The sequence below is a fragment of the Achromobacter sp. PD1 genome (assembly GCF_048541815.1).
GTDB classification, from domain to species: domain Bacteria; phylum Pseudomonadota; class Gammaproteobacteria; order Burkholderiales; family Burkholderiaceae_B; genus Achromobacter; species Achromobacter bronchisepticus_A.
In genome coordinates, this window is sequence record NZ_CP183349.1 from 6,556,680 (window position 1) to 6,572,657 (window position 15,978).

General features: G+C 67.6%; 16 protein-coding genes. 10 read left to right on the top strand and 6 right to left on the bottom strand.

Annotated features, from left to right (window positions below):
- The first annotated feature begins 6 nt into the window (after window positions 1-6).
- The 4 genes from ACM1PE_RS30945 to ACM1PE_RS30960 all read left to right on the top strand — a co-directional run bounded on the left by ACM1PE_RS30945 (window position 7) and on the right by ACM1PE_RS30960 (window position 5,149).
- On the top strand, window positions 7-699 hold the full coding sequence (locus ACM1PE_RS30945) for a response regulator (protein WP_059378202.1): 693 nt from the start codon (window positions 7-9) through the stop codon (window positions 697-699).
- Window positions 696-2,075: a Trk system potassium transporter TrkA gene (gene trkA, locus ACM1PE_RS30950; protein ID WP_059378200.1), complete on the top strand. Its 1,380-nt coding sequence runs from the start codon at window positions 696-698 to the stop codon at window positions 2,073-2,075. The genes ACM1PE_RS30945 and trkA overlap by 4 nt, the downstream gene beginning before the upstream one ends.
- A 51-nt stretch (window positions 2,076-2,126) precedes the next feature.
- The gene (locus ACM1PE_RS30955) at window positions 2,127-3,596 is read left to right on the top strand and encodes a TrkH family potassium uptake protein (RefSeq protein WP_118935230.1); all 1,470 of its coding nucleotides are present in this window, start codon (window positions 2,127-2,129) and stop codon (window positions 3,594-3,596) included.
- 308 nt (window positions 3,597-3,904) lie between these two features.
- On the top strand, window positions 3,905-5,149 hold the full coding sequence (locus ACM1PE_RS30960; RefSeq protein WP_059378196.1) for a YbdK family carboxylate-amine ligase: 1,245 nt from the start codon (window positions 3,905-3,907) through the stop codon (window positions 5,147-5,149).
- Between the two features lie 58 nt (window positions 5,150-5,207).
- Here the strand turns inward: ACM1PE_RS30960 and ACM1PE_RS30965 are convergent, their stop codons facing one another.
- A complete protein-coding gene (locus ACM1PE_RS30965) occupies window positions 5,208-6,140 on the bottom strand; it encodes a methyltransferase domain-containing protein (protein ID WP_419342075.1) in 933 nt (310 codons plus the stop codon).
- A 305-nt stretch (window positions 6,141-6,445) separates the two neighbouring features.
- Between ACM1PE_RS30965 and ACM1PE_RS30970 the strand changes: the two genes are divergently transcribed.
- Entirely contained in the window at window positions 6,446-6,991 is a 546-nt protein-coding gene (locus ACM1PE_RS30970) for a ComF family protein (RefSeq protein ID WP_316253296.1), read from the top strand.
- An 80-nt stretch (window positions 6,992-7,071) separates the two neighbouring features.
- Entirely contained in the window at window positions 7,072-7,542 is a 471-nt protein-coding gene (locus tag ACM1PE_RS30975; protein WP_013396662.1) for a tRNA (cytidine(34)-2'-O)-methyltransferase, read from the top strand.
- A gap of 49 nt (window positions 7,543-7,591) precedes the next feature.
- Here ACM1PE_RS30975 and ACM1PE_RS30980 read toward each other — a convergent pair whose 3' ends face one another.
- From ACM1PE_RS30980 to ACM1PE_RS31000, 5 genes are all read right to left on the bottom strand, one after another.
- Window positions 7,592-8,584 (bottom strand): Bug family tripartite tricarboxylate transporter substrate binding protein, encoded by a 993-nt coding sequence (locus ACM1PE_RS30980; RefSeq protein WP_059378192.1) that lies wholly within the window; start codon window positions 8,582-8,584, stop codon window positions 7,592-7,594.
- A gap of 47 nt (window positions 8,585-8,631) precedes the next feature.
- Entirely contained in the window at window positions 8,632-9,714 is a 1,083-nt protein-coding gene (locus tag ACM1PE_RS30985) for an NAD(P)H-dependent glycerol-3-phosphate dehydrogenase (protein ID WP_059378190.1), read from the bottom strand.
- A 94-nt stretch (window positions 9,715-9,808) separates the two neighbouring features.
- On the bottom strand, window positions 9,809-10,339 hold the full coding sequence (gene secB, locus ACM1PE_RS30990; protein ID WP_059378188.1) for a protein-export chaperone SecB: 531 nt from the start codon (window positions 10,337-10,339) through the stop codon (window positions 9,809-9,811).
- A gap of 37 nt (window positions 10,340-10,376) precedes the next feature.
- Entirely contained in the window at window positions 10,377-10,634 is a 258-nt protein-coding gene (gene grxC, locus ACM1PE_RS30995; RefSeq protein WP_054457721.1) for a glutaredoxin 3, read from the bottom strand.
- Between the two features lie 51 nt (window positions 10,635-10,685).
- A complete protein-coding gene (locus ACM1PE_RS31000) occupies window positions 10,686-11,108 on the bottom strand; it encodes a rhodanese-like domain-containing protein (protein ID WP_059378185.1) in 423 nt (140 codons plus the stop codon).
- A gap of 162 nt (window positions 11,109-11,270) precedes the next feature.
- Between ACM1PE_RS31000 and gpmA the strand changes: the two genes are divergently transcribed.
- Genes gpmA through ACM1PE_RS31020 form a run of 4 tightly spaced genes read left to right on the top strand, consistent with a single transcriptional unit; the run spans window position 11,271 to window position 15,895 of the window.
- Window positions 11,271-12,023 carry a 2,3-diphosphoglycerate-dependent phosphoglycerate mutase gene (gpmA, locus tag ACM1PE_RS31005; protein ID WP_059378183.1) on the top strand — a complete coding sequence of 251 codons (753 nt, stop codon included), beginning with the start codon at window positions 11,271-11,273 and terminating at the stop codon, window positions 12,021-12,023.
- Between the two features lie 7 nt (window positions 12,024-12,030).
- Window positions 12,031-13,638 (top strand): peptidoglycan DD-metalloendopeptidase family protein, encoded by a 1,608-nt coding sequence (locus tag ACM1PE_RS31010; protein ID WP_419342076.1) that lies wholly within the window; start codon window positions 12,031-12,033, stop codon window positions 13,636-13,638.
- Between the two features lie 59 nt (window positions 13,639-13,697).
- Window positions 13,698-15,143: a S41 family peptidase gene (locus tag ACM1PE_RS31015; RefSeq protein WP_419342078.1), complete on the top strand. Its 1,446-nt coding sequence runs from the start codon at window positions 13,698-13,700 to the stop codon at window positions 15,141-15,143.
- A complete protein-coding gene (locus ACM1PE_RS31020; RefSeq protein ID WP_059378175.1) occupies window positions 15,140-15,895 on the top strand; it encodes a HesA/MoeB/ThiF family protein in 756 nt (251 codons plus the stop codon). The genes ACM1PE_RS31015 and ACM1PE_RS31020 overlap by 4 nt, the downstream gene beginning before the upstream one ends.
- Window positions 15,896-15,978 lie beyond the last annotated feature (83 nt).

Genomic DNA, 15,978 nt, shown 5'->3' on the forward strand with positions numbered 1-15,978 from the left:
TGCTTTATGGCCAGAATTCTGGTGGTTGACGACGAAGTCGGTATACGCGAGCTTTTGTCGGAAATCCTATACGACGAAGGACACACGGTCGAGCTGGCTGAAAACGCGGCGCAAGCGCGCGCCGCACGCTTGCGCATGCGTCCTGACCTGGTGTTGCTGGACATCTGGATGCCGGACACGGACGGCGTCAGCCTGCTCAAGGAATGGGGCTCGCAAGGTCTGTTGGACATGCCCGTGATCATGATGAGCGGCCATGCCACCATCGACACGGCAGTCGAGGCCACGCGCATCGGCGCCATGGACTTCCTTGAAAAACCGATCACGCTGCAGCGTCTGCTGAAGACCGTCGCCGCCGGCCTGGCGCGCGGGCGCGCGCCGCATCCGGCGCCTGCCGCCGCGCATCCGGCCGTCGCCAGCGCCGCGGTGGCGCTGGAAGACGAGCTCGATCCCCCGGTCGCCGCCGCCGCGCCGGCCAACGAAGTTCCGGTCACGTCCAACGGCCAACTCGGCAGCATTTCGCTGGACCAGCCGCTGCGCGAGGCGCGCGACGAATTCGAGCGCATCTATTTTGAATACCACCTGGTCCGCGAAAGCCACAGCATGACCCGCGTGTCGGAACGCACGGGGTTGGAACGCACCCACCTGTACCGCAAGCTCAAGCAATTGGGCATCGAGTCCGCCCGCAAGCGGAGCTCATGAAGATCCTGATCATGGGCGCTGGTCGCGTAGGCACCAGCGTGGCCGAGAACCTGGTGTCCGAAGAGAACGACATCACGGTGATCGACTCGGATCCTGTCCAGCTCCAATACCTGCAAGAACACTTCGACCTGCGCGTCGTCCATGGCGACGGCTCGCAGGTATCGGTGCTGGAGGCCGCCGGCGCCGCCGACACCGACCTGCTGATCGCCTGTGCGGCCTCGGATTCGGCCAATATGGTGGCCTGCAAGATCGCGCGCCAGCTGTTCAACATTCCCCGCCGCATCGCCCGCATCCGCTCGGTCGAGTTCGCCGAGCACCCGGAACTCATGAGCGAAGAGGGCTTCTGCATCGACGCCCTGATCAGCCCCGAGCGCAGCGTCACCACCTATCTGCACAGCCTGATCGAGTTCCCCGAGGCTTTGCAGGTGGTGGAGTTCGCCGAAGGCCGGGTCAGCGTCGTGACCGTGCGGGTCGGGGCGGGCAGCCCGATGGCCCATTCGCCGGTCGACAAGCTGCGCGACGTCTGGCCCGACGTGAAAGCGCGCGTGATCGACGTGCTGCGCGGCGGCCGGCCGCTGCGGGCTGGCAGCGGCACCGTCATCGCCCCGGGCGACGAGGTGGTGCTGGTGGTCGACTCGCGCGATGCGCGCCGCGCCGTGCGGCAGCTGCGCGAGGCCGAGCGCGCCGTGCGCCGCGTGATGATCGCGGGCGGCGGCAATATCGGCCTGCGCCTGGCGCGCCAGCTGGCCGAGGAAAAATACAGCGTCCGCATCATCGAGCGCGACCAGAAGCGCTGCGAATACCTGGCGACCCAGCTGCCCGACAGCGTGCTGGTGCTGCACGGCAGCGGCACCGACGAAGCGCTGCTGGAACGCGAGAACATCGAGGACATGGACACCTGGCTGGCGCTGACCAGCGACGACGAGGACAACATCATGTCCTCGCTGCTGGCCAAGCGCCTGGGCGCGCGCAAGGTGATTGCGCTGATCAACCGCCAGGCCTACGGCGAACTGATGCAGGGCAGCCATATCGACATCGCGGTGTCGCCGTCCCAGGCCACCATGAGCGAACTCCTGCGGCACGTGCGCCGCGGCGACGTGGCCGCCGTGCACCGGCTGCGCCAGGGCGTGGCGGAAGCGCTGGAGGCCATCGCCCACGGCGACCGCTCCACCTCCAAGGTGGTGGGGCGCGCGGTCGGGCAGATCAGCCTGCCCAAGGGCGCCAGCATCGGCGCCCTGGTGCGGGAAGACGAAATCATCCTGCCGGACGCCGACACCGTGATCGAATCCGACGACCACGTCATCGTTTTCGTGCCCTCGCGCCGGCAGATGCCGCGCGTGGAAAAGCTGTTCCAAGTCTCGGCGTCGTTCTTCTGATGCGCGCCGCCTCCTTCCTACTGCGCGGGCCGCGCGCGGCCGGATAGCTCCATGAAGCGCGTTCTGGGCACCCTCTACATCCTGGGTCTGACGATGGTGATGTTCGCGCTCACCATGCTGATCCCGCTGACCGTCGCCTACGTGGGCGGCGACGGCGCGCGCGAGGCCTTCCTGGACGGGTTCCTGATCTCGGTGGGCATAGGCGGGGGCCTGGCCGCGATAACGCGCCGCGCCCGCTGCGAACTGCGGGCGCGCGATGGCTTCGTGCTGGTGTCGGCCGTGTGGGCGGGCCTGCCCCTGCTGGCGGCCATTCCGCTGCTGCTCTACTTCCACGGCGCCGGCTTGCCGCTGTCGTTTACCGGCGCCTATTTCGAGGCCATGTCGGGCCTGACCACCACCGGCGCCACCGTCCTGACCAATCTGGACACCTTGCCCCCGTCGATCAACCTGTGGCGGGCCACGCTGATCTGGATCGGCGGCATGGGCATCCTGGTGCTGGCCGTGGCCATTCTGCCCCTGCTCGGGGTGGGCGGACACCAGGTGGTGCGGGCGGAAACGCCCGGGCCGATGAAGGACGAACGGCTCACGCCCCGCATCGCCAGCACCGCCAAGGCGCTGTACGCGGTCTATTTCGTGTTCTCCATCCTGTGCTTCCTGGCCTATCGGGCGGTCGGGCTGTCGTGGTTCGAGGCCTGGTGCCATATGGCCACCACCATGGGCCTGGGCGGCTTTTCGACCTGGGACGATGGCTTCGCCCATTTCGATTCGGTGGCGGTGGAAATGGTGGCGATGGTGTTCATGTTGATCGCGGGCATCAACTTCGCTACCCACTTCAACGCCTTCCGCCAGCGCAGCGCGCGCGCCTACGTGCGCTGTCCGGAGGCGATTCCCTACCTGGTGGTGGTCTTGGGAGTGGGGCTGGTCATCTCGGTGTTCCTGTTCCTGAAAGGGGTCTATGAAGACCCGCTGCAGGCGCTGCGCTACGGCATGTTCAACACGATTTCCATGGCGACCACCACGGGCTACGCCAATACCGACTTCGCGCAGTGGCCGCTGTTCGCGCCGTTGACCATGCTGCTGCTGTCGGGCTTTGCCACGTCGGCCGGGTCGACCGGGGGCGGCATCAAGATGATCCGGGCGATCCTGCTGGTCAAGCAGGCGCGCAACGAGCTGGTAACAATGTTGCACCCGCACGCGGTCAGCCCGGTGCGCATCAATGGCCGCGCGGTCGAGACCCGCACCATGTCGTCGGTGCTGGCCTTCATGCTGTTCTACGGCCTTTCTATCGCCGTTTTCACCAGTCTGCTGCTCCTGTCCGGCCTGGATCCGATCACCGCCTTCTCGGCCGTTTTCGCCAGCGTCAACAACACCGGCCCCGGCCTGGGCCCGGTCGGCCCCATGGGCAACTTCGCCGTCCTGTCCGATTTCCAGATCTGGGTCTGCACCTTCGCGATGCTGATCGGGCGCCTGGAACTGCTGACGGTGCTAGTGCTGTTCACCCCTATTTTCTGGCGGAAATAGTTCAGGGATAACCCTTATAAGGGTTGTCCCACCCCCTCTCGGAAGCCCCTTGAGCGCTTGCTGTCCGGCTGCCGCAGGCCGGGAGGCCGCGCCGTTTCTATGCCGTGAGCGCTCGCTCACTTTCTTTCACAGGGAAAAACCGATTGCTTCGTGATGTTGCACATAAATGTCACGATTTTCCATCTTCTTGCCACAAAACAGCGGCTATCATGCGTGCACAAGCTGCCGTCTAGTGCCCCCCGGGCTGTTTCCGGGCTTCAAGGTCGAACGGCGCACACCCTCATCAAACATTCAGAAAGGAGTCCGAGATGGAACAGATCCCGTTCATTTCGTCGGCCCCCAACACCCTGGGCATCGAGCTCGAGCTGCAACTGATAGACCCGCGCAGTTTTGACCTGACCGCAGCCTCGGACGAGCTGCTGGCCCAAATGGCCAACCACCCCATCGCCGACCGCGTTAAACCGGAAATCACGCGGTCCATGATTGAACTGAATTCCTCGGTGCACGAGCACCCCATGGGCCTCCTGGCCGAGATGCGCGAAATGCGCGACGCGCTGATCGAAGCGGCGGACGCCGTGGGCGTGTCGGTCGCCGGCGGCGGCGCCCACCCCTTCATGCGTTGGCAGGAACGGTCCATTTCGGACACCCCGCGCTTCCAGTACCTGGCCGAAATGTACGGTTACCTGGCGCGTCAATTTACGGTCTTCGGCCAGCATATTCACCTGGGCGTCAAGAGCGGCGACGATTCCATCAAACTGTTGCGCCGCCTGTCGCCCTATGTGCCGCACTTTATCGCCTTGTCGGCCTCGTCGCCCTATTGCGAGGGGGTGGACACCTTGTTTTCGTGCTCGCGCCTGAACGCGGTCAACAGCTTCCCGCTGGCCGGTCACATGCCGCCCGAAGTGAAGGACTGGTACCAGTTCGAGGCCCATCTGGCGCAGCTGCGCGCCTATGGCCTGGCGGAAAGCATCAAGGACCTGTACTGGGACATTCGTCCCAAGCCGGAATTCGGCACCGTCGAAATCCGCGTATGCGACACGCCGCTGACGGTCGAGCGGGCTTGCCAGCTGGCAGCCTTCGCCCAGGCCCTGGCGGTGCTGCTGATGCGCGAGGGCGACCCGGGCGACGGCGCCTGGCTGTCCTACCGCAGCAACCACTTCCAGGCCTGCCGCTTCGGTCTGCAGGGCAGCTATGTGACGCCGGACGGCCAGCGTCTGCGGCTGATGGACCACCTGCGCAACCTGTTCCAGCGCCTGATGCCGGTGGCGGAAGAGCTGGGCACGGGCGACATGATCGCTGCCCTGCGCGACGAATCCATGCGCAGCGGCAACGATTCCCGCTGGCTGCGCAGCCAGTTCCACCGCTTGCGCGACCTGCCGCTGGTGGTGGAGGCCATGTCGAACGCCTGGCGCGGCGCGGCCTCGCCTGGCGTAGGGCCCGCGGAACCGACGGCAGTCTTGAGGCGCCGTATTCGCGCAACCTCAGAGCCTATGTCGGCGCTGCCGGCTTCCGAGCCCGGGGTCAGCGTGCCGATGCCGGAACGGCTGCACTAGGTGGGAAGGCCGGCGCTCGCAAGGCGCCGGCTCCGCCGGTCAGCCTCTGCCGCCCCGCTCAGGGCGCGCGGTGCCGGCCGCCAATCGCGCTGACCGCCAGCCGGGTTTCTCCGGCCACGGTGCGGTGCGCGGCGGCGCGCCAGGCGTGGCCGTAGGCGACTTCAATGCTCAGGACAATCAGGCCGTCGGGCCGGCGCTGCGCTTCCAGCGCGGCGCAGAGGCGGTCGCGCCAGTCGCGGCCCACCAGCCCGCCGCGCCGGCCTTCGGCCGGGTTGCCGCCCAGCGCGCGCACGTCCTGCAGCAGCTTTTCCGGGCTGCGGTAGGTCAGGGTCAGGATCTCCTGGTCCATGACCGGATCCGCGAAGCCGTTTTCCACCAACAGGTCGCCGAAATCATGCATGTCCACGAAGGACGGCGTGGCCGTGCGCAGTCCGGCATCGTCCAGGGCCTGGCGCAGCTCGCGCAGCGTGGCCGGCCCCAGACAGGAGAACATCGCCAGCCCGCCGACTTTCAGGACGCGCCGCCATTCCGCCAGCACGGCGTGCGGGGCGCGGTGCCAGTGCATGGCCAGGTTGGACCACACCAGTTCGAGTGATTCGGGCGCCAGGCCCGTCGCCGCCAGGTCGGCGTTGACGAAGGCAGGGGCGGCCGGGCCGCGGCGCGCCAGCTTGCCGATCCAGGCCGACAGGCCGGCGGGGGCGTAGCGCTTGCGCGCCTGTTCCAGCAGCGGTTCGCAGTTGTCCAGGCCGGTATAGGCGGCGTCGGGATAGCGTTCGCGCAGCAGCGGCAGGTTGTCGCCTGCGCCGCAGCCCGCGTCCAGCATGGCTTGCGGCTGGACCCGGATGTATTGCAGGCGGCCCAGCATGCGGCGGGCGACTTCCCCGTACAGGAATTGGGCCTCGGCCAGGTCGCCGCGGCGGGCGAATTGCCGGGGTACGTCAGCGCTGACGATGGGCAGGGAGGGGAGCGTTGCGGATTCTGGCAGGGACATTTCGGTCGCGCCCGCGTCTGCAACGCGGGCGGATCATGGTTTCATGAGGGATGGCATCCATTATTGCGCATCCCGGCCGCGGCTTCCGATTGCCCCTACGGGCCATGGGGCGGTGGCTGCTGTCGCGGGTCGGTTGCGATTGCCCCTTGTGCGGCGCCCGGGTGGCGGGTGCGCGGCTTTGCGCGGGCTGCGAGGCGGATATCTGCGGGGATGCTCTCCACCGGGCCGGGGCCGGGGCCGGTGCCGGGGCCGCGGCCGTCGCGCGCGGTCATGCTCCGCGCCGCTGCCCTTTTTGCGCCCTGCGGTTGCGTCCGGACGCGCCGCACTGCGCCGCCTGCCTGGGCGCGCCCCGGGCGTTTTCGCGCACGATTGCCGCCTTCGATTACGCGCCGCCCGCCGACACCCTGATCCTGATGCTGAAGACCCGCCTGCGGCTCAGCATGGCGCCGGTGCTGGCCCGGTTGATCGCGGCTGCCGTCGCCCGCGACGGTCCGGTACCGGACGGCGCCTTGCTGGCGGCCGTTCCCGCCAGCCGCGCATCGCTGCGGCAACGCGGCATGAATCCGGCCGGTGAAATTGCGCGCAGCCTGGCGGCGGAGCTGGGGCTGCCGCTGGCGCGCGGGCTGCTGCGGCGCCGGCGCGAGACGCCCCGGCAGACCGCACAGGGCCGCCAGGCCCGCCGGCTCGGGGCGCAAAACCTGTTCTATTGCGTGGGCGACGTGCGCGGCCGGCAGCTGCTATTGGTGGACGACGTCATGACCACCGGCAGCACCGCCAACGCGGCCGCCGCCGCGCTGCGGGCGGCAGGCGCGGCGGACGTCATGGTGCTGGTGGCCGCGCGTACGCCCTGAGCCGGCCCGCAGGCAAATCGGCGACAATTCCCGGTGTGCGGCGACGTTTCCGCCGCAAGCCGTCCCGAGTCCCGAGCACCATGTTCCACGTCATCCTCGTTTGTCCCGAAATCCCGCCCAATACCGGCAACGCCATCCGCCTGTGCGCCAATACGGGCGCGCAATTGCACTTGGTGCGTCCCTTGGGCTTCGAGCTCGACGACGCCCGCATGCGCCGCGCCGGCTTGGATTACCACGAATGGCAGCCGGTCCGCGTGCATGACACGCTGCAAGAGGCCCTGGCCGATACCGGCGCCGCGCCGTCCAGCATCTATGCGCTGACCACGCACGCGCAGCGCAGCGTGGCGGACATCGGCTTCAAGCCGGGCGACGTGTTCGTGTTCGGCCGCGAAACCGCGGGCCTGTCGGAGGAACATCAGGCGATGTTCCCGCCCCAGCAGCGCCTGCGCCTGCCGATGCGCGCCGGCCAACGCAGCCTGAACCTGTCCAATGCCGTTGCGGTGACGGTGTTCGAGGCCTGGCGCCAGCAGGGGTATGAAGGGGGAGTGTGACGGGGCGCGCTGAATCCGGCGCGCCCGGCCCGTCACGGCTGGGCTGCAATCAGTCCAGCGACAGATTCAACTTCTCGATCACCTGATCCCAGCGCGCCTTTTCATTCTTGATGCGGGCGGTCAGGGCTTCGGGCGTGGACGGCGCGGGCGTGAAGTACTGCAGCGCCAGCTGCTTGCGCACCGCGTCGCTGCCGATGATGCGCGCCAGCTCGCTGTTGAGCCGTTCGACGATGGGCGTGGGCGTGCCGGCCGGAACCAGCACGGCGTTCCAGGAAATGGCTTCAAAGTCCGGATAGCCCTGGGACGCCATCGTCGGCACGCCCGGCAGCGCCTCGCTGGGCTGCAGGCTGGTCACGGCCAGCAGCTTCACCTTGCCGTCGCGCGCCTGGGGCACGGCGATGGCCGGCACCATGAAGCCGGCCTGGACATCGCCGCCGATGATGGCCGAGATGACCTGCGGGAAGCCGGAATAGGGGATGTGCGCCAGGTCCACGCCCGCGCTTTCCTTGAACATCTCCATCGCCAGGTGGGCCGAGCTGCCCGGGCCGACGGAACCGTAGTTCAGCGAATTGCCGCGGCCCTTCACCAGCGCGACGAAGTCCTTGACGTTATCGACCTTCAGGCTGCTGGGCACAACCAGCACGTTGGGGCTGGTGCCCACCAGCGATACCGGCTGCAGATCGCGCAGCGGGTCGTAGCCCAGCGTCTTCTTGTACAGCGTGGGGGCGGTGACCAGCGGGCCGTTGATCGTGTAGAGCAGCGTGTAGCCGTCCGGCTTGGCCTGCGACACGATGCGGGTGCCGATGTTGCCGCCCGCGCCCGGCTTGTTGTCGATCACGATGGGCTGGCCCAGCGCCTGCGACAGCGGTTCCGAGATGGTGCGCGCCAGGATGTCGGGCGACGAGCCGGGCGGGAAGGGCACGACCATGTGGATCGGACGGTCGGGCCAGTCGGCGTGGGCGGCGGCCGGCAGAATCGCGGCCAGGCTCAGGCACAGGCCGCGTAGCAGCGGGCCGACCCGGAACTTGCGGGCTTGCGTCATGAAGGATGTCTCCTCGGGTTGTGCGGGGTATTTGTTTTTGGGGCGACTCAGTGGGGCCGGTCGTCCGGCGCCGCTTCCGGCTGGCTGGCTACCCCGCTTTCGTAGCGGGCGTCGCGCGCCAGCAGGGCGGACACGGCCGTCATGGGGGCCACGCCGTCGAACAGCACGGCGCAGACGGCTTCGGTGATGGGCAGTTCGACGCCGATGGCGCGGGCGCGGTCCAGCGCAGCGCGCGCGCAGCGCACGCCTTCGGCCGTGATGCCGCTGGCCAGGATGTCGGCCAGCTTGCGGCCGGCGCCGATCTCCAGGCCCACGCGGCGGTTGCGCGACAGCTCGCCGGTCGCGGTCAGGACCAGGTCGCCCAGGCCGGTCAGCCCGGCAAAGGTCTCGGCCTGCGCGCCCAGCGCCACGCCGAAGCGGGTCATCTCGGCCAGGCCGCGGGTGATCAGCGCGGCGCGGGCATTGGTGCCCAGGGCCAGGCCGTCGCCGATGCCGCAGGCGACCGCGATCACGTTCTTCAGCGCGCCGCCCACTTCCACGCCGACCAGGTCGGTGCTGGCATACACGCGCAGCGCCGCGCCATGGAAGGCGGCGGTGGTGGCGTCGCGCAAGGCGGGGCTGTCGCTGGCCACGGTCAGCGCGACTGGCAGGCCCTGCGCGACTTCGCGCGCGAACGAGGGGCCCGACAATGCGCCGCCAGTGGCGCCGGGCAAGGCCTCGCGCATGATTTCATGGGGCAGCCTGGCCGTGTCGGCTTCAAAGCCCTTGCACGTCCAGACGATGGGCGTGTCCTGTAATCCCAGCGCGGGCAGCCGGCGGGACAGCTCGCCGCAGATGGCGGTCAGGCCGGCCACGGGCACGCCCAGCACGATCAGGCGGCGCGCGCCGTCTTCTTGCAGGCTGCGCAGCGTGGCGTCGAGATCGGAGGAGATATTCAGTGCCTGCGGCAGGGCGATGCCTGGCAGGTAGCGCGCGTTTTCGTGCGAGGCCGCCATGTCGGCGGCCTGCGCGGCATCGCGCGCCCAGAGTACGGTGGCGTGGCGGCGGCTGGCGGCCGCCGCCAGCGCGGTGCCCCAGCTTCCCGCACCCAGGACGGCGACGCGCAGGCGTGGCTGGATGGGATTTTTCATCGCCGAGCCGCCTCAAGATGAAAAGCACCCCCACGGGGGGCAGCAAGCCGAAGGCGCGGCGTGGGGGCTCTTTTCATGGGGCGCCGCGGCTGCTTTACTGGCGAGTCGCGCCGGGGGGCAGGATGATGCCCGAGTCGCTGCCATTGCCGTTGGCGGCGCTTTGCTGCTGTTGCAGCTCGGCCAGGCGTTGCTCGTACAGGGCCTGGAAGTTGACTTCGGTCAGGTGCAGCGGCGGCATCGAGGTGCGGGTGATCGCGTCGGCGATGTTGGCGCGCAGGTAGGGGTACAGCATGGTCGGGCAGACGATGCCCAGCAGCGGGTCGAGCTGTTCTTCGGGGATGTTGGCGGCCTCGAAGATACCGGCTTGCGTGCCTTCGACCAGGTACACGACCTTCTCGTTGATGCGGGTGGTGACGGTGACGGTGACCGTGGTTTCGAACACGGTTTCAGCCAGGCGTTGGCCGCCCACGGTGATGCTCACCTCGACCTGGGGCGCTTCCTGCTCCAGGAAGACGTGGGGCGCGTTCGGCATTTCCAGCGAAAGGTCTTTCAGGTAGACGCGCTGCAGATTGAACGAGGGCGCGTTGCCGCCTTCTTGCTGGGAGTTTTGGTCTTGATCAGCCATGAGTGTTTCCGTTGGTGGGAGGGGCAAAAAGGGGCGATTAGCTGGCCAGCATGGGGGCAAGGCCACCCGAGCGGTCCAGGGCCATCAGGTCGTCGCAACCGCCGACATGGGTATCGCCGATGAAGATCTGCGGGACGGTGCGCCGGCCGGTGCGTTCGATCATGACGTCGCGTTGGGACGGGTCCCGGTCGATCTGGATGATTTCCAGGTCGGTCACGCCGCGCTGCTCGAGCAAGGCCTTGGCGCGGGCGCAATAGGGACAATAGTCCTTGCTGTACATGACGACTTTATTCATGGGCGCTCCTGTGAGTACAAGAATAGGTAGATGGGGGCGAGGCCCCAGGCTTCAACCCTTCTGGGTCACGGGCAGGCTGGCCGCCGACCAGGCGCGCATGCCGCCTTCCAGCGGCACGACGTCGGCGAAACCCTGGGCGCGCAGCTTGGCGGCGGCGCGGGCCGAATCGCGGCCATTGTCGCAAACCACGACCAGCGGCTTGTTCTTGGGCAGCGAGGCGGCTTTCTGCTCCAGATCGGCCGCCGGCACGTTGCGGGCCTGGGCGATGTGGCCGGCCTGGAACTGTTCGGCGGGACGGACGTCGACCCACACGGCCTGGCGCTGGTTGACCATCTGGATGGCCTCGGTCGTGCTCACGGCCGAACCGGTGCGGCCTTTGCGCAGGGCGGGGATGGCCAGCATGATGCCGGAGATCACGGCAACGGCGACGATGAAGACGTTGTTTTTATCGATCAAGAATTGCAAAAGGTCCACGGGGCATCCTGAAGTGCGGCGACTAGCCTGGTATAGGCAAACCCTGATGCGCCGCGCCGCGGAAATGGGCGGGTGCGCCGGGGCAAAATCAAGGGCAAAATCGCTCAATTATAAAATGAGCGCATTCCTTCACTTTAACCCGCGTTACAAGCGTCCCAAATCATGCACAAACTCGTTCTGATGCGCCACGGCGAAAGCCAGTGGAATCTGGAAAACCGCTTCACCGGTTGGACCGACGTCGACCTCACCGAGACCGGCCGCGAACAGGCCCGCAAGGCCGGCGAACTGCTCAAGAAAGAAGGCTACACCTTCGACCTGGCCTACTCGTCGCTGCTCAAGCGCGCCATCCGCACCCTGTGGATCGCCCTGGACGCCATGGATGCCATGTACACCCCGGTCGGCGTGACCTGGCGCCTGAACGAACGCCACTACGGTGCGCTGCAAGGCCTGAACAAGGCTGAAACCGCCGCCAAGTACGGCGACGAGCAAGTGCTGGTCTGGCGCCGCGCCTACGCCATCGCCCCGGAGCCGCTCGCCCTGGACGACGAGCGCCATCCGCGTTTCGACAAGCGCTACGCCAAGGTGCCGGCCGACCAGCTGCCCGCCACCGAATGCCTGAAGGACACCGTGGCTCGCGTGCTGCCGTTCTGGAACGAATCCATCGCCCCGGCGATCCGCGCCGGCCGCAATGTCCTGATCGCCGCCCACGGCAACAGCCTGCGCGCCCTGATCAAGCACCTGGACAACGTGTCGGACGAAGACATCGTCAACCTGAATATTCCCACCGGCCAGCCGCTGGTGTACGAATTGGATGATGACCTGCGCCCGATCCGCCACTATTATCTGGGCGATGCCGCCGAGATCGAGGCGGCCATGGCTGCGGTGGCAGCCCAGGGCAAGGCTAAGAAGGACTGATATTCCTATGCGTCGCGCGGCAGGGTTGTTGTTGGCGGTCATGTTGACCGGTGGAGCGCTGTCGGCTCGCGCCGCGCCCAATGACCTCGCCGGCCGCCAGTCCGACGCGGAAAAGCAGCAGGCCGCCTTGCGCGACCGCATCGAGAACCTGCAAAAGGATATCGATGACCGCGAGGCTGCCCGCAAGGAAGCCGCCGACGCGCTCAAGCAGTCCGAGTCGGCGATTTCCAAGATCAACCTGCGCCTGCGGGAGCTGGCCGAGGCCAACCGTCAGGCGCAGGCCGACCTGACCGGCCTGGAAAAGCAGATCGGCGCCCAGCAGGTGGTGCTGGCCAAGCGCCGCACCGAACTGGCTGAACAGCTGCGCACCCAGTACACCAGCGGCCTGTCACCCTGGACCGCCCTGTTGTCCGGCGACGATCCCCAGGTGCTGGGGCGCAACCTGGGCTATCTGGATTACGTGTCGCAGGCTCGCGCCAAGGCCGTGCAGGCCCTGCGCGAGGACATCGAGCGACTGGCCGCCCTTCAGGGGCGCGCCGACGCCCGCCGCGCCGAAATCGAAAAAGTCGTGGCCGAGACCTCCGAGCAGAAGACCGCGCTGGTCGGTCAGCAGAAGGAGCGCGCCACGCTGCTGGCCCAGCTGGAAGGGCAGATCGCCGCCCAGCGTGCCGAAGCCAACAAACTGGGACGCGACGACCAGCGCCTGTCGCGGCTCATCACCGATCTGGACGCGGCCATCGCCAAGCAGATCGAGGACGCCCGCCGCGCCGAGGAAGCGCGCAAGCGGGCCGAGGAAGTGCGCCGCGCGGAAGAAGCGCGCCGCGCCGCTGAAGAAGCCAAGAAGCGCGCCGACGCCGAGCGCCGCGCCGCCGAAGACGCTCGCAAGAAGGCCGAGGCTGACCGCAAGCTCGCCGCCGACAACGCCAAGCAGGCCGCCGACAATGCCAAGCGCGAGCGTGACGCCCGCGATGCCGCCCAGGCGCGCGAACAGGTCGAAGCCGCCTCGCGCCAGAACCGCGGTCCCGTGGCGGTGGCCGACCCGGATGCCGCCGGACTGCGCCCGGCCGAGCAGAAGCAGTCGCGGCTGACCACGCCCGAACCGCCGCCTCAGGCCAAACCCGCGGAACCGCCCAAAAAGGCGGAACCTATAGAGGAAAAACCCGCTCCAACCCGTAGTGAGCCCGCTCAGCAGACCCAGACCGCGCGCGCCGCGCCGGTGGGCGGCGGCAACGGCTTGCGCCACGGGCTGTCCATGCCGGTGCGCGGCCAGGTGCAGGGACGTTTCGGGGTCGACCGCCCGGACGGCGGCGTATGGCGCGGCGTGGTGCTGCGCGCGGCTGAAGGCACGCCGGTCAAGGTGGTGGCCCCCGGCACGGTGGTCTACGCCGATTGGCTGCGGGGTTTTGGCAACCTCATCATTGTGGATCATGGGCAGCAATACCTGACCGTCTATGCTTACAACCAAAGTCTGCTCAAACGGGTGGGAGATTCGGTGACGGGTGGCGATACCATCGCCACGGTCGGGGCGACCGGCGGCCAAGTGGAATCCGGCCTATACTTTGAAATTCGCCATCGTGGCGCTCCTGTGGATCCGGCACAATGGCTGGCGCAGTAGATTGATGTCGTTGGTAATTACCAAACCCCATCGGCGAAAACAAAATTCGGGAAGTGTGCATGGGCACTCGTAAGTTTCGCGGTTTCGGTCTGATTGCCATCGGTGCGGTGGCTGGTGTGTTGCTCAGCGTAGGCGTGACTGCGGTCGCCCAGCGCGGCAGCCCTCTGCCACTGGACGAACTCAGGCAGCTGAGCAATGTGTTCGCCGCCATCAAGAACAACTACGTCGAGGCCGTCGACGACAAGACCCTGATCGACAATGCCATCTCCGGCATGGTGTCGAACCTGGATCCGCACTCGGCCTACCTGGACGCCGACGCCTTCCGCGAAATGCAGACGGCCACGCAAGGCGAGTTCGGCGGCCTGGGCATCGAGGTCGGCGCCGAAGACGGCTTCGTGAAGGTCATCTCCCCCATCGAAGATACGCCCGCGGCCCGCGCTGGCGTGATGGCTGGCGACCTCATCATCAAGATCGACGACACGCCCACCAAGGGCATGACGCTCAACGACGCCGTCAAGCTGATGCGCGGCGCGCCCAAGTCGCCGATCACGCTGACCATCATGCGCGCCGACCGTCCGCAGCCCATCGTGCTGCAGATCGTGCGCGACATCATCAAGGTGCGCAGCGTGCGCAGCAAGATGCTGGACAACGGCATCGGCTACGTCCGCGTCGCCCAGTTCCAGGAAAAGACCGGCTCCGACCTGGCCAAGCAATTGAAGGACCTCGGCGCCAAGGAAGCCCCCAAGGGCCTGGTGCTGGACCTGCGCAACGATCCGGGCGGCCTGCTGACCAGCGCCATCGGCGTGTCCGGCGCGTTCCTGCCGCCTGACTCGGTGGTGGTGACCACCGACGGCCGCACTCCCGACGCCCGCCATAAGTACCTGGCCACGCCTTCGGAGTACGCCCGCGGCGAAAGCAACTACCTGGCCGGCCTGCCGGCCTGGACCAAGACCGTGCCGATGGTGGTGCTGGTGAACGTGGGCTCCGCCTCGGCCTCCGAGATCGTGGCCGGCGCGCTGCAGGACCACAAGCGCGCCAAGGTCCTGGGCAACCGCACCTTCGGCAAGGGCTCGGTGCAGGTGATCCTGCCGCTGTCCGAAACCACCGCGGTCAAGCTGACCACCTCGCGCTACTTCACGCCCAGCGGCCGCTCCATCCAGGCCACCGGCATCGAACCTGATTACGTCGTCGCCGACACGGCCGAAGGCGACCTGTTCCGCCTGCCGCGCGAAGCCGACCTGCAGCGCCACCTGTCCAACCAGCAGACCGCCAACGAAGTGAAGTCCAGCGCCGGCGAAGATAACGCCGACCTGCCTGCCAAGGTGTTCGAATTCGGCGGCAAGGACGACTTCCAGCTGCAGCAGGCCTTGAACGTACTGGCCGGCAAGCCCGTGCAGAAGGGTTCGGCCCGCGCCCAGGCCAAGGCTGACGCCAAGGCCGGCGGCGGCACGCCCCAGCGCATGAAGATCACGCCGACCGGAGTCGAGCCCAGCAAGGACAAATGAACGACGAGCAACTGCTGCGCTACGCCCGCCATATCCTGCTCGACGAGCTGGGAATCGAAGGGCAGGAAAAACTGCTGGCGGCGCGTGTGCTCATCGTGGGGGCGGGCGGACTGGGTTCCCCCGCCGCGCTCTACCTGGCCACCGCCGGCGTGGGCGACATCACCCTGGCCGACGACGACGTCGTCGAGCTGAGCAACCTGCAACGCCAGATCCTGCATACCACCGCGAGCGTCGGCCGTCACAAGGCCGAGTCGGGGCGCGACATGCTGGCGGCCTTCAATCCGCAGACCCGTGTTCATGCCCGCGTCGAGCGGCTGGAAGGCCAGGCCCTGTCCGACGCCGTCGCCCAGGCAGACCTGGTGCTGGACTGCACCGACAACTTCGCCACCCGCCACGCCATCAATCGCGCCTGCGTGCAGCACCGCAAGCCGCTGGTGTCGGGCGCCGCGATCCGCTTCGACGGCCAGGTCAGCGTCTATGACCTGCGCGACGACAACGCGCCCTGTTACCACTGCCTGTTCCCGGAAGCGGACGACGTCGAGCAAGCCAATTGCGCCACGATGGGCGTGTTCGCCCCGGTCGTGGGCATCATCGGCAGCATGCAGGCCGCAGAGGCCCTGAAACTGCTGTCCGGGGTGGGCGAAAGCCTGTCGGGCCGGCTGTTGTGGCTGGACGTGCGCACCATGCAATGGCGCAGCGTCAACGTCCAGCGCGACCCGGAATGTGCCGTCTGCGGCCATCGCGGGCACTGATTTCCTGCCCGGGATTGGCCCCGCGGACAATATAAAACGCTTGTAATACCTGCTATAACGCCAGCCAGCCTACCCGAAAGCGG

Excerpts from the sequence above, each read along its gene's own strand:
- ACM1PE_RS30960 (WP_059378196.1), top strand. The coding sequence starts at position 3,905 with ATGGAACAGATCCCGTTCATTTCGTCGGCCCCCAACACCCTGGGCATC.
- ACM1PE_RS31020 (WP_059378175.1), top strand. The coding sequence starts at position 15,140 with ATGAACGACGAGCAACTGCTGCGCTACGCCCGCCATATCCTGCTCGAC.
- ACM1PE_RS30955 (WP_118935230.1), top strand. The coding sequence starts at position 2,127 with ATGAAGCGCGTTCTGGGCACCCTCTACATCCTGGGTCTGACGATGGTG.
- grxC (WP_054457721.1), bottom strand. The coding sequence starts at position 10,634 with ATGAATAAAGTCGTCATGTACAGCAAGGACTATTGTCCCTATTGCGCC.
- trkA (WP_059378200.1), top strand. The coding sequence starts at position 696 with ATGAAGATCCTGATCATGGGCGCTGGTCGCGTAGGCACCAGCGTGGCC.
- ACM1PE_RS31010 (WP_419342076.1), top strand. The coding sequence starts at position 12,031 with ATGCGTCGCGCGGCAGGGTTGTTGTTGGCGGTCATGTTGACCGGTGGA.
- gpmA (WP_059378183.1), top strand. The coding sequence starts at position 11,271 with ATGCACAAACTCGTTCTGATGCGCCACGGCGAAAGCCAGTGGAATCTG.
- ACM1PE_RS30975 (WP_013396662.1), top strand. The coding sequence starts at position 7,072 with ATGTTCCACGTCATCCTCGTTTGTCCCGAAATCCCGCCCAATACCGGC.
- ACM1PE_RS30980 (WP_059378192.1), bottom strand. The coding sequence starts at position 8,584 with ATGACGCAAGCCCGCAAGTTCCGGGTCGGCCCGCTGCTACGCGGCCTG.
- ACM1PE_RS30985 (WP_059378190.1), bottom strand. The coding sequence starts at position 9,714 with ATGAAAAATCCCATCCAGCCACGCCTGCGCGTCGCCGTCCTGGGTGCG.
- ACM1PE_RS30965 (WP_419342075.1), bottom strand. The coding sequence starts at position 6,140 with ATGTCCCTGCCAGAATCCGCAACGCTCCCCTCCCTGCCCATCGTCAGC.
- ACM1PE_RS31015 (WP_419342078.1), top strand. The coding sequence starts at position 13,698 with ATGGGCACTCGTAAGTTTCGCGGTTTCGGTCTGATTGCCATCGGTGCG.
- secB (WP_059378188.1), bottom strand. The coding sequence starts at position 10,339 with ATGGCTGATCAAGACCAAAACTCCCAGCAAGAAGGCGGCAACGCGCCC.
- ACM1PE_RS30945 (WP_059378202.1), top strand. The coding sequence starts at position 7 with ATGGCCAGAATTCTGGTGGTTGACGACGAAGTCGGTATACGCGAGCTT.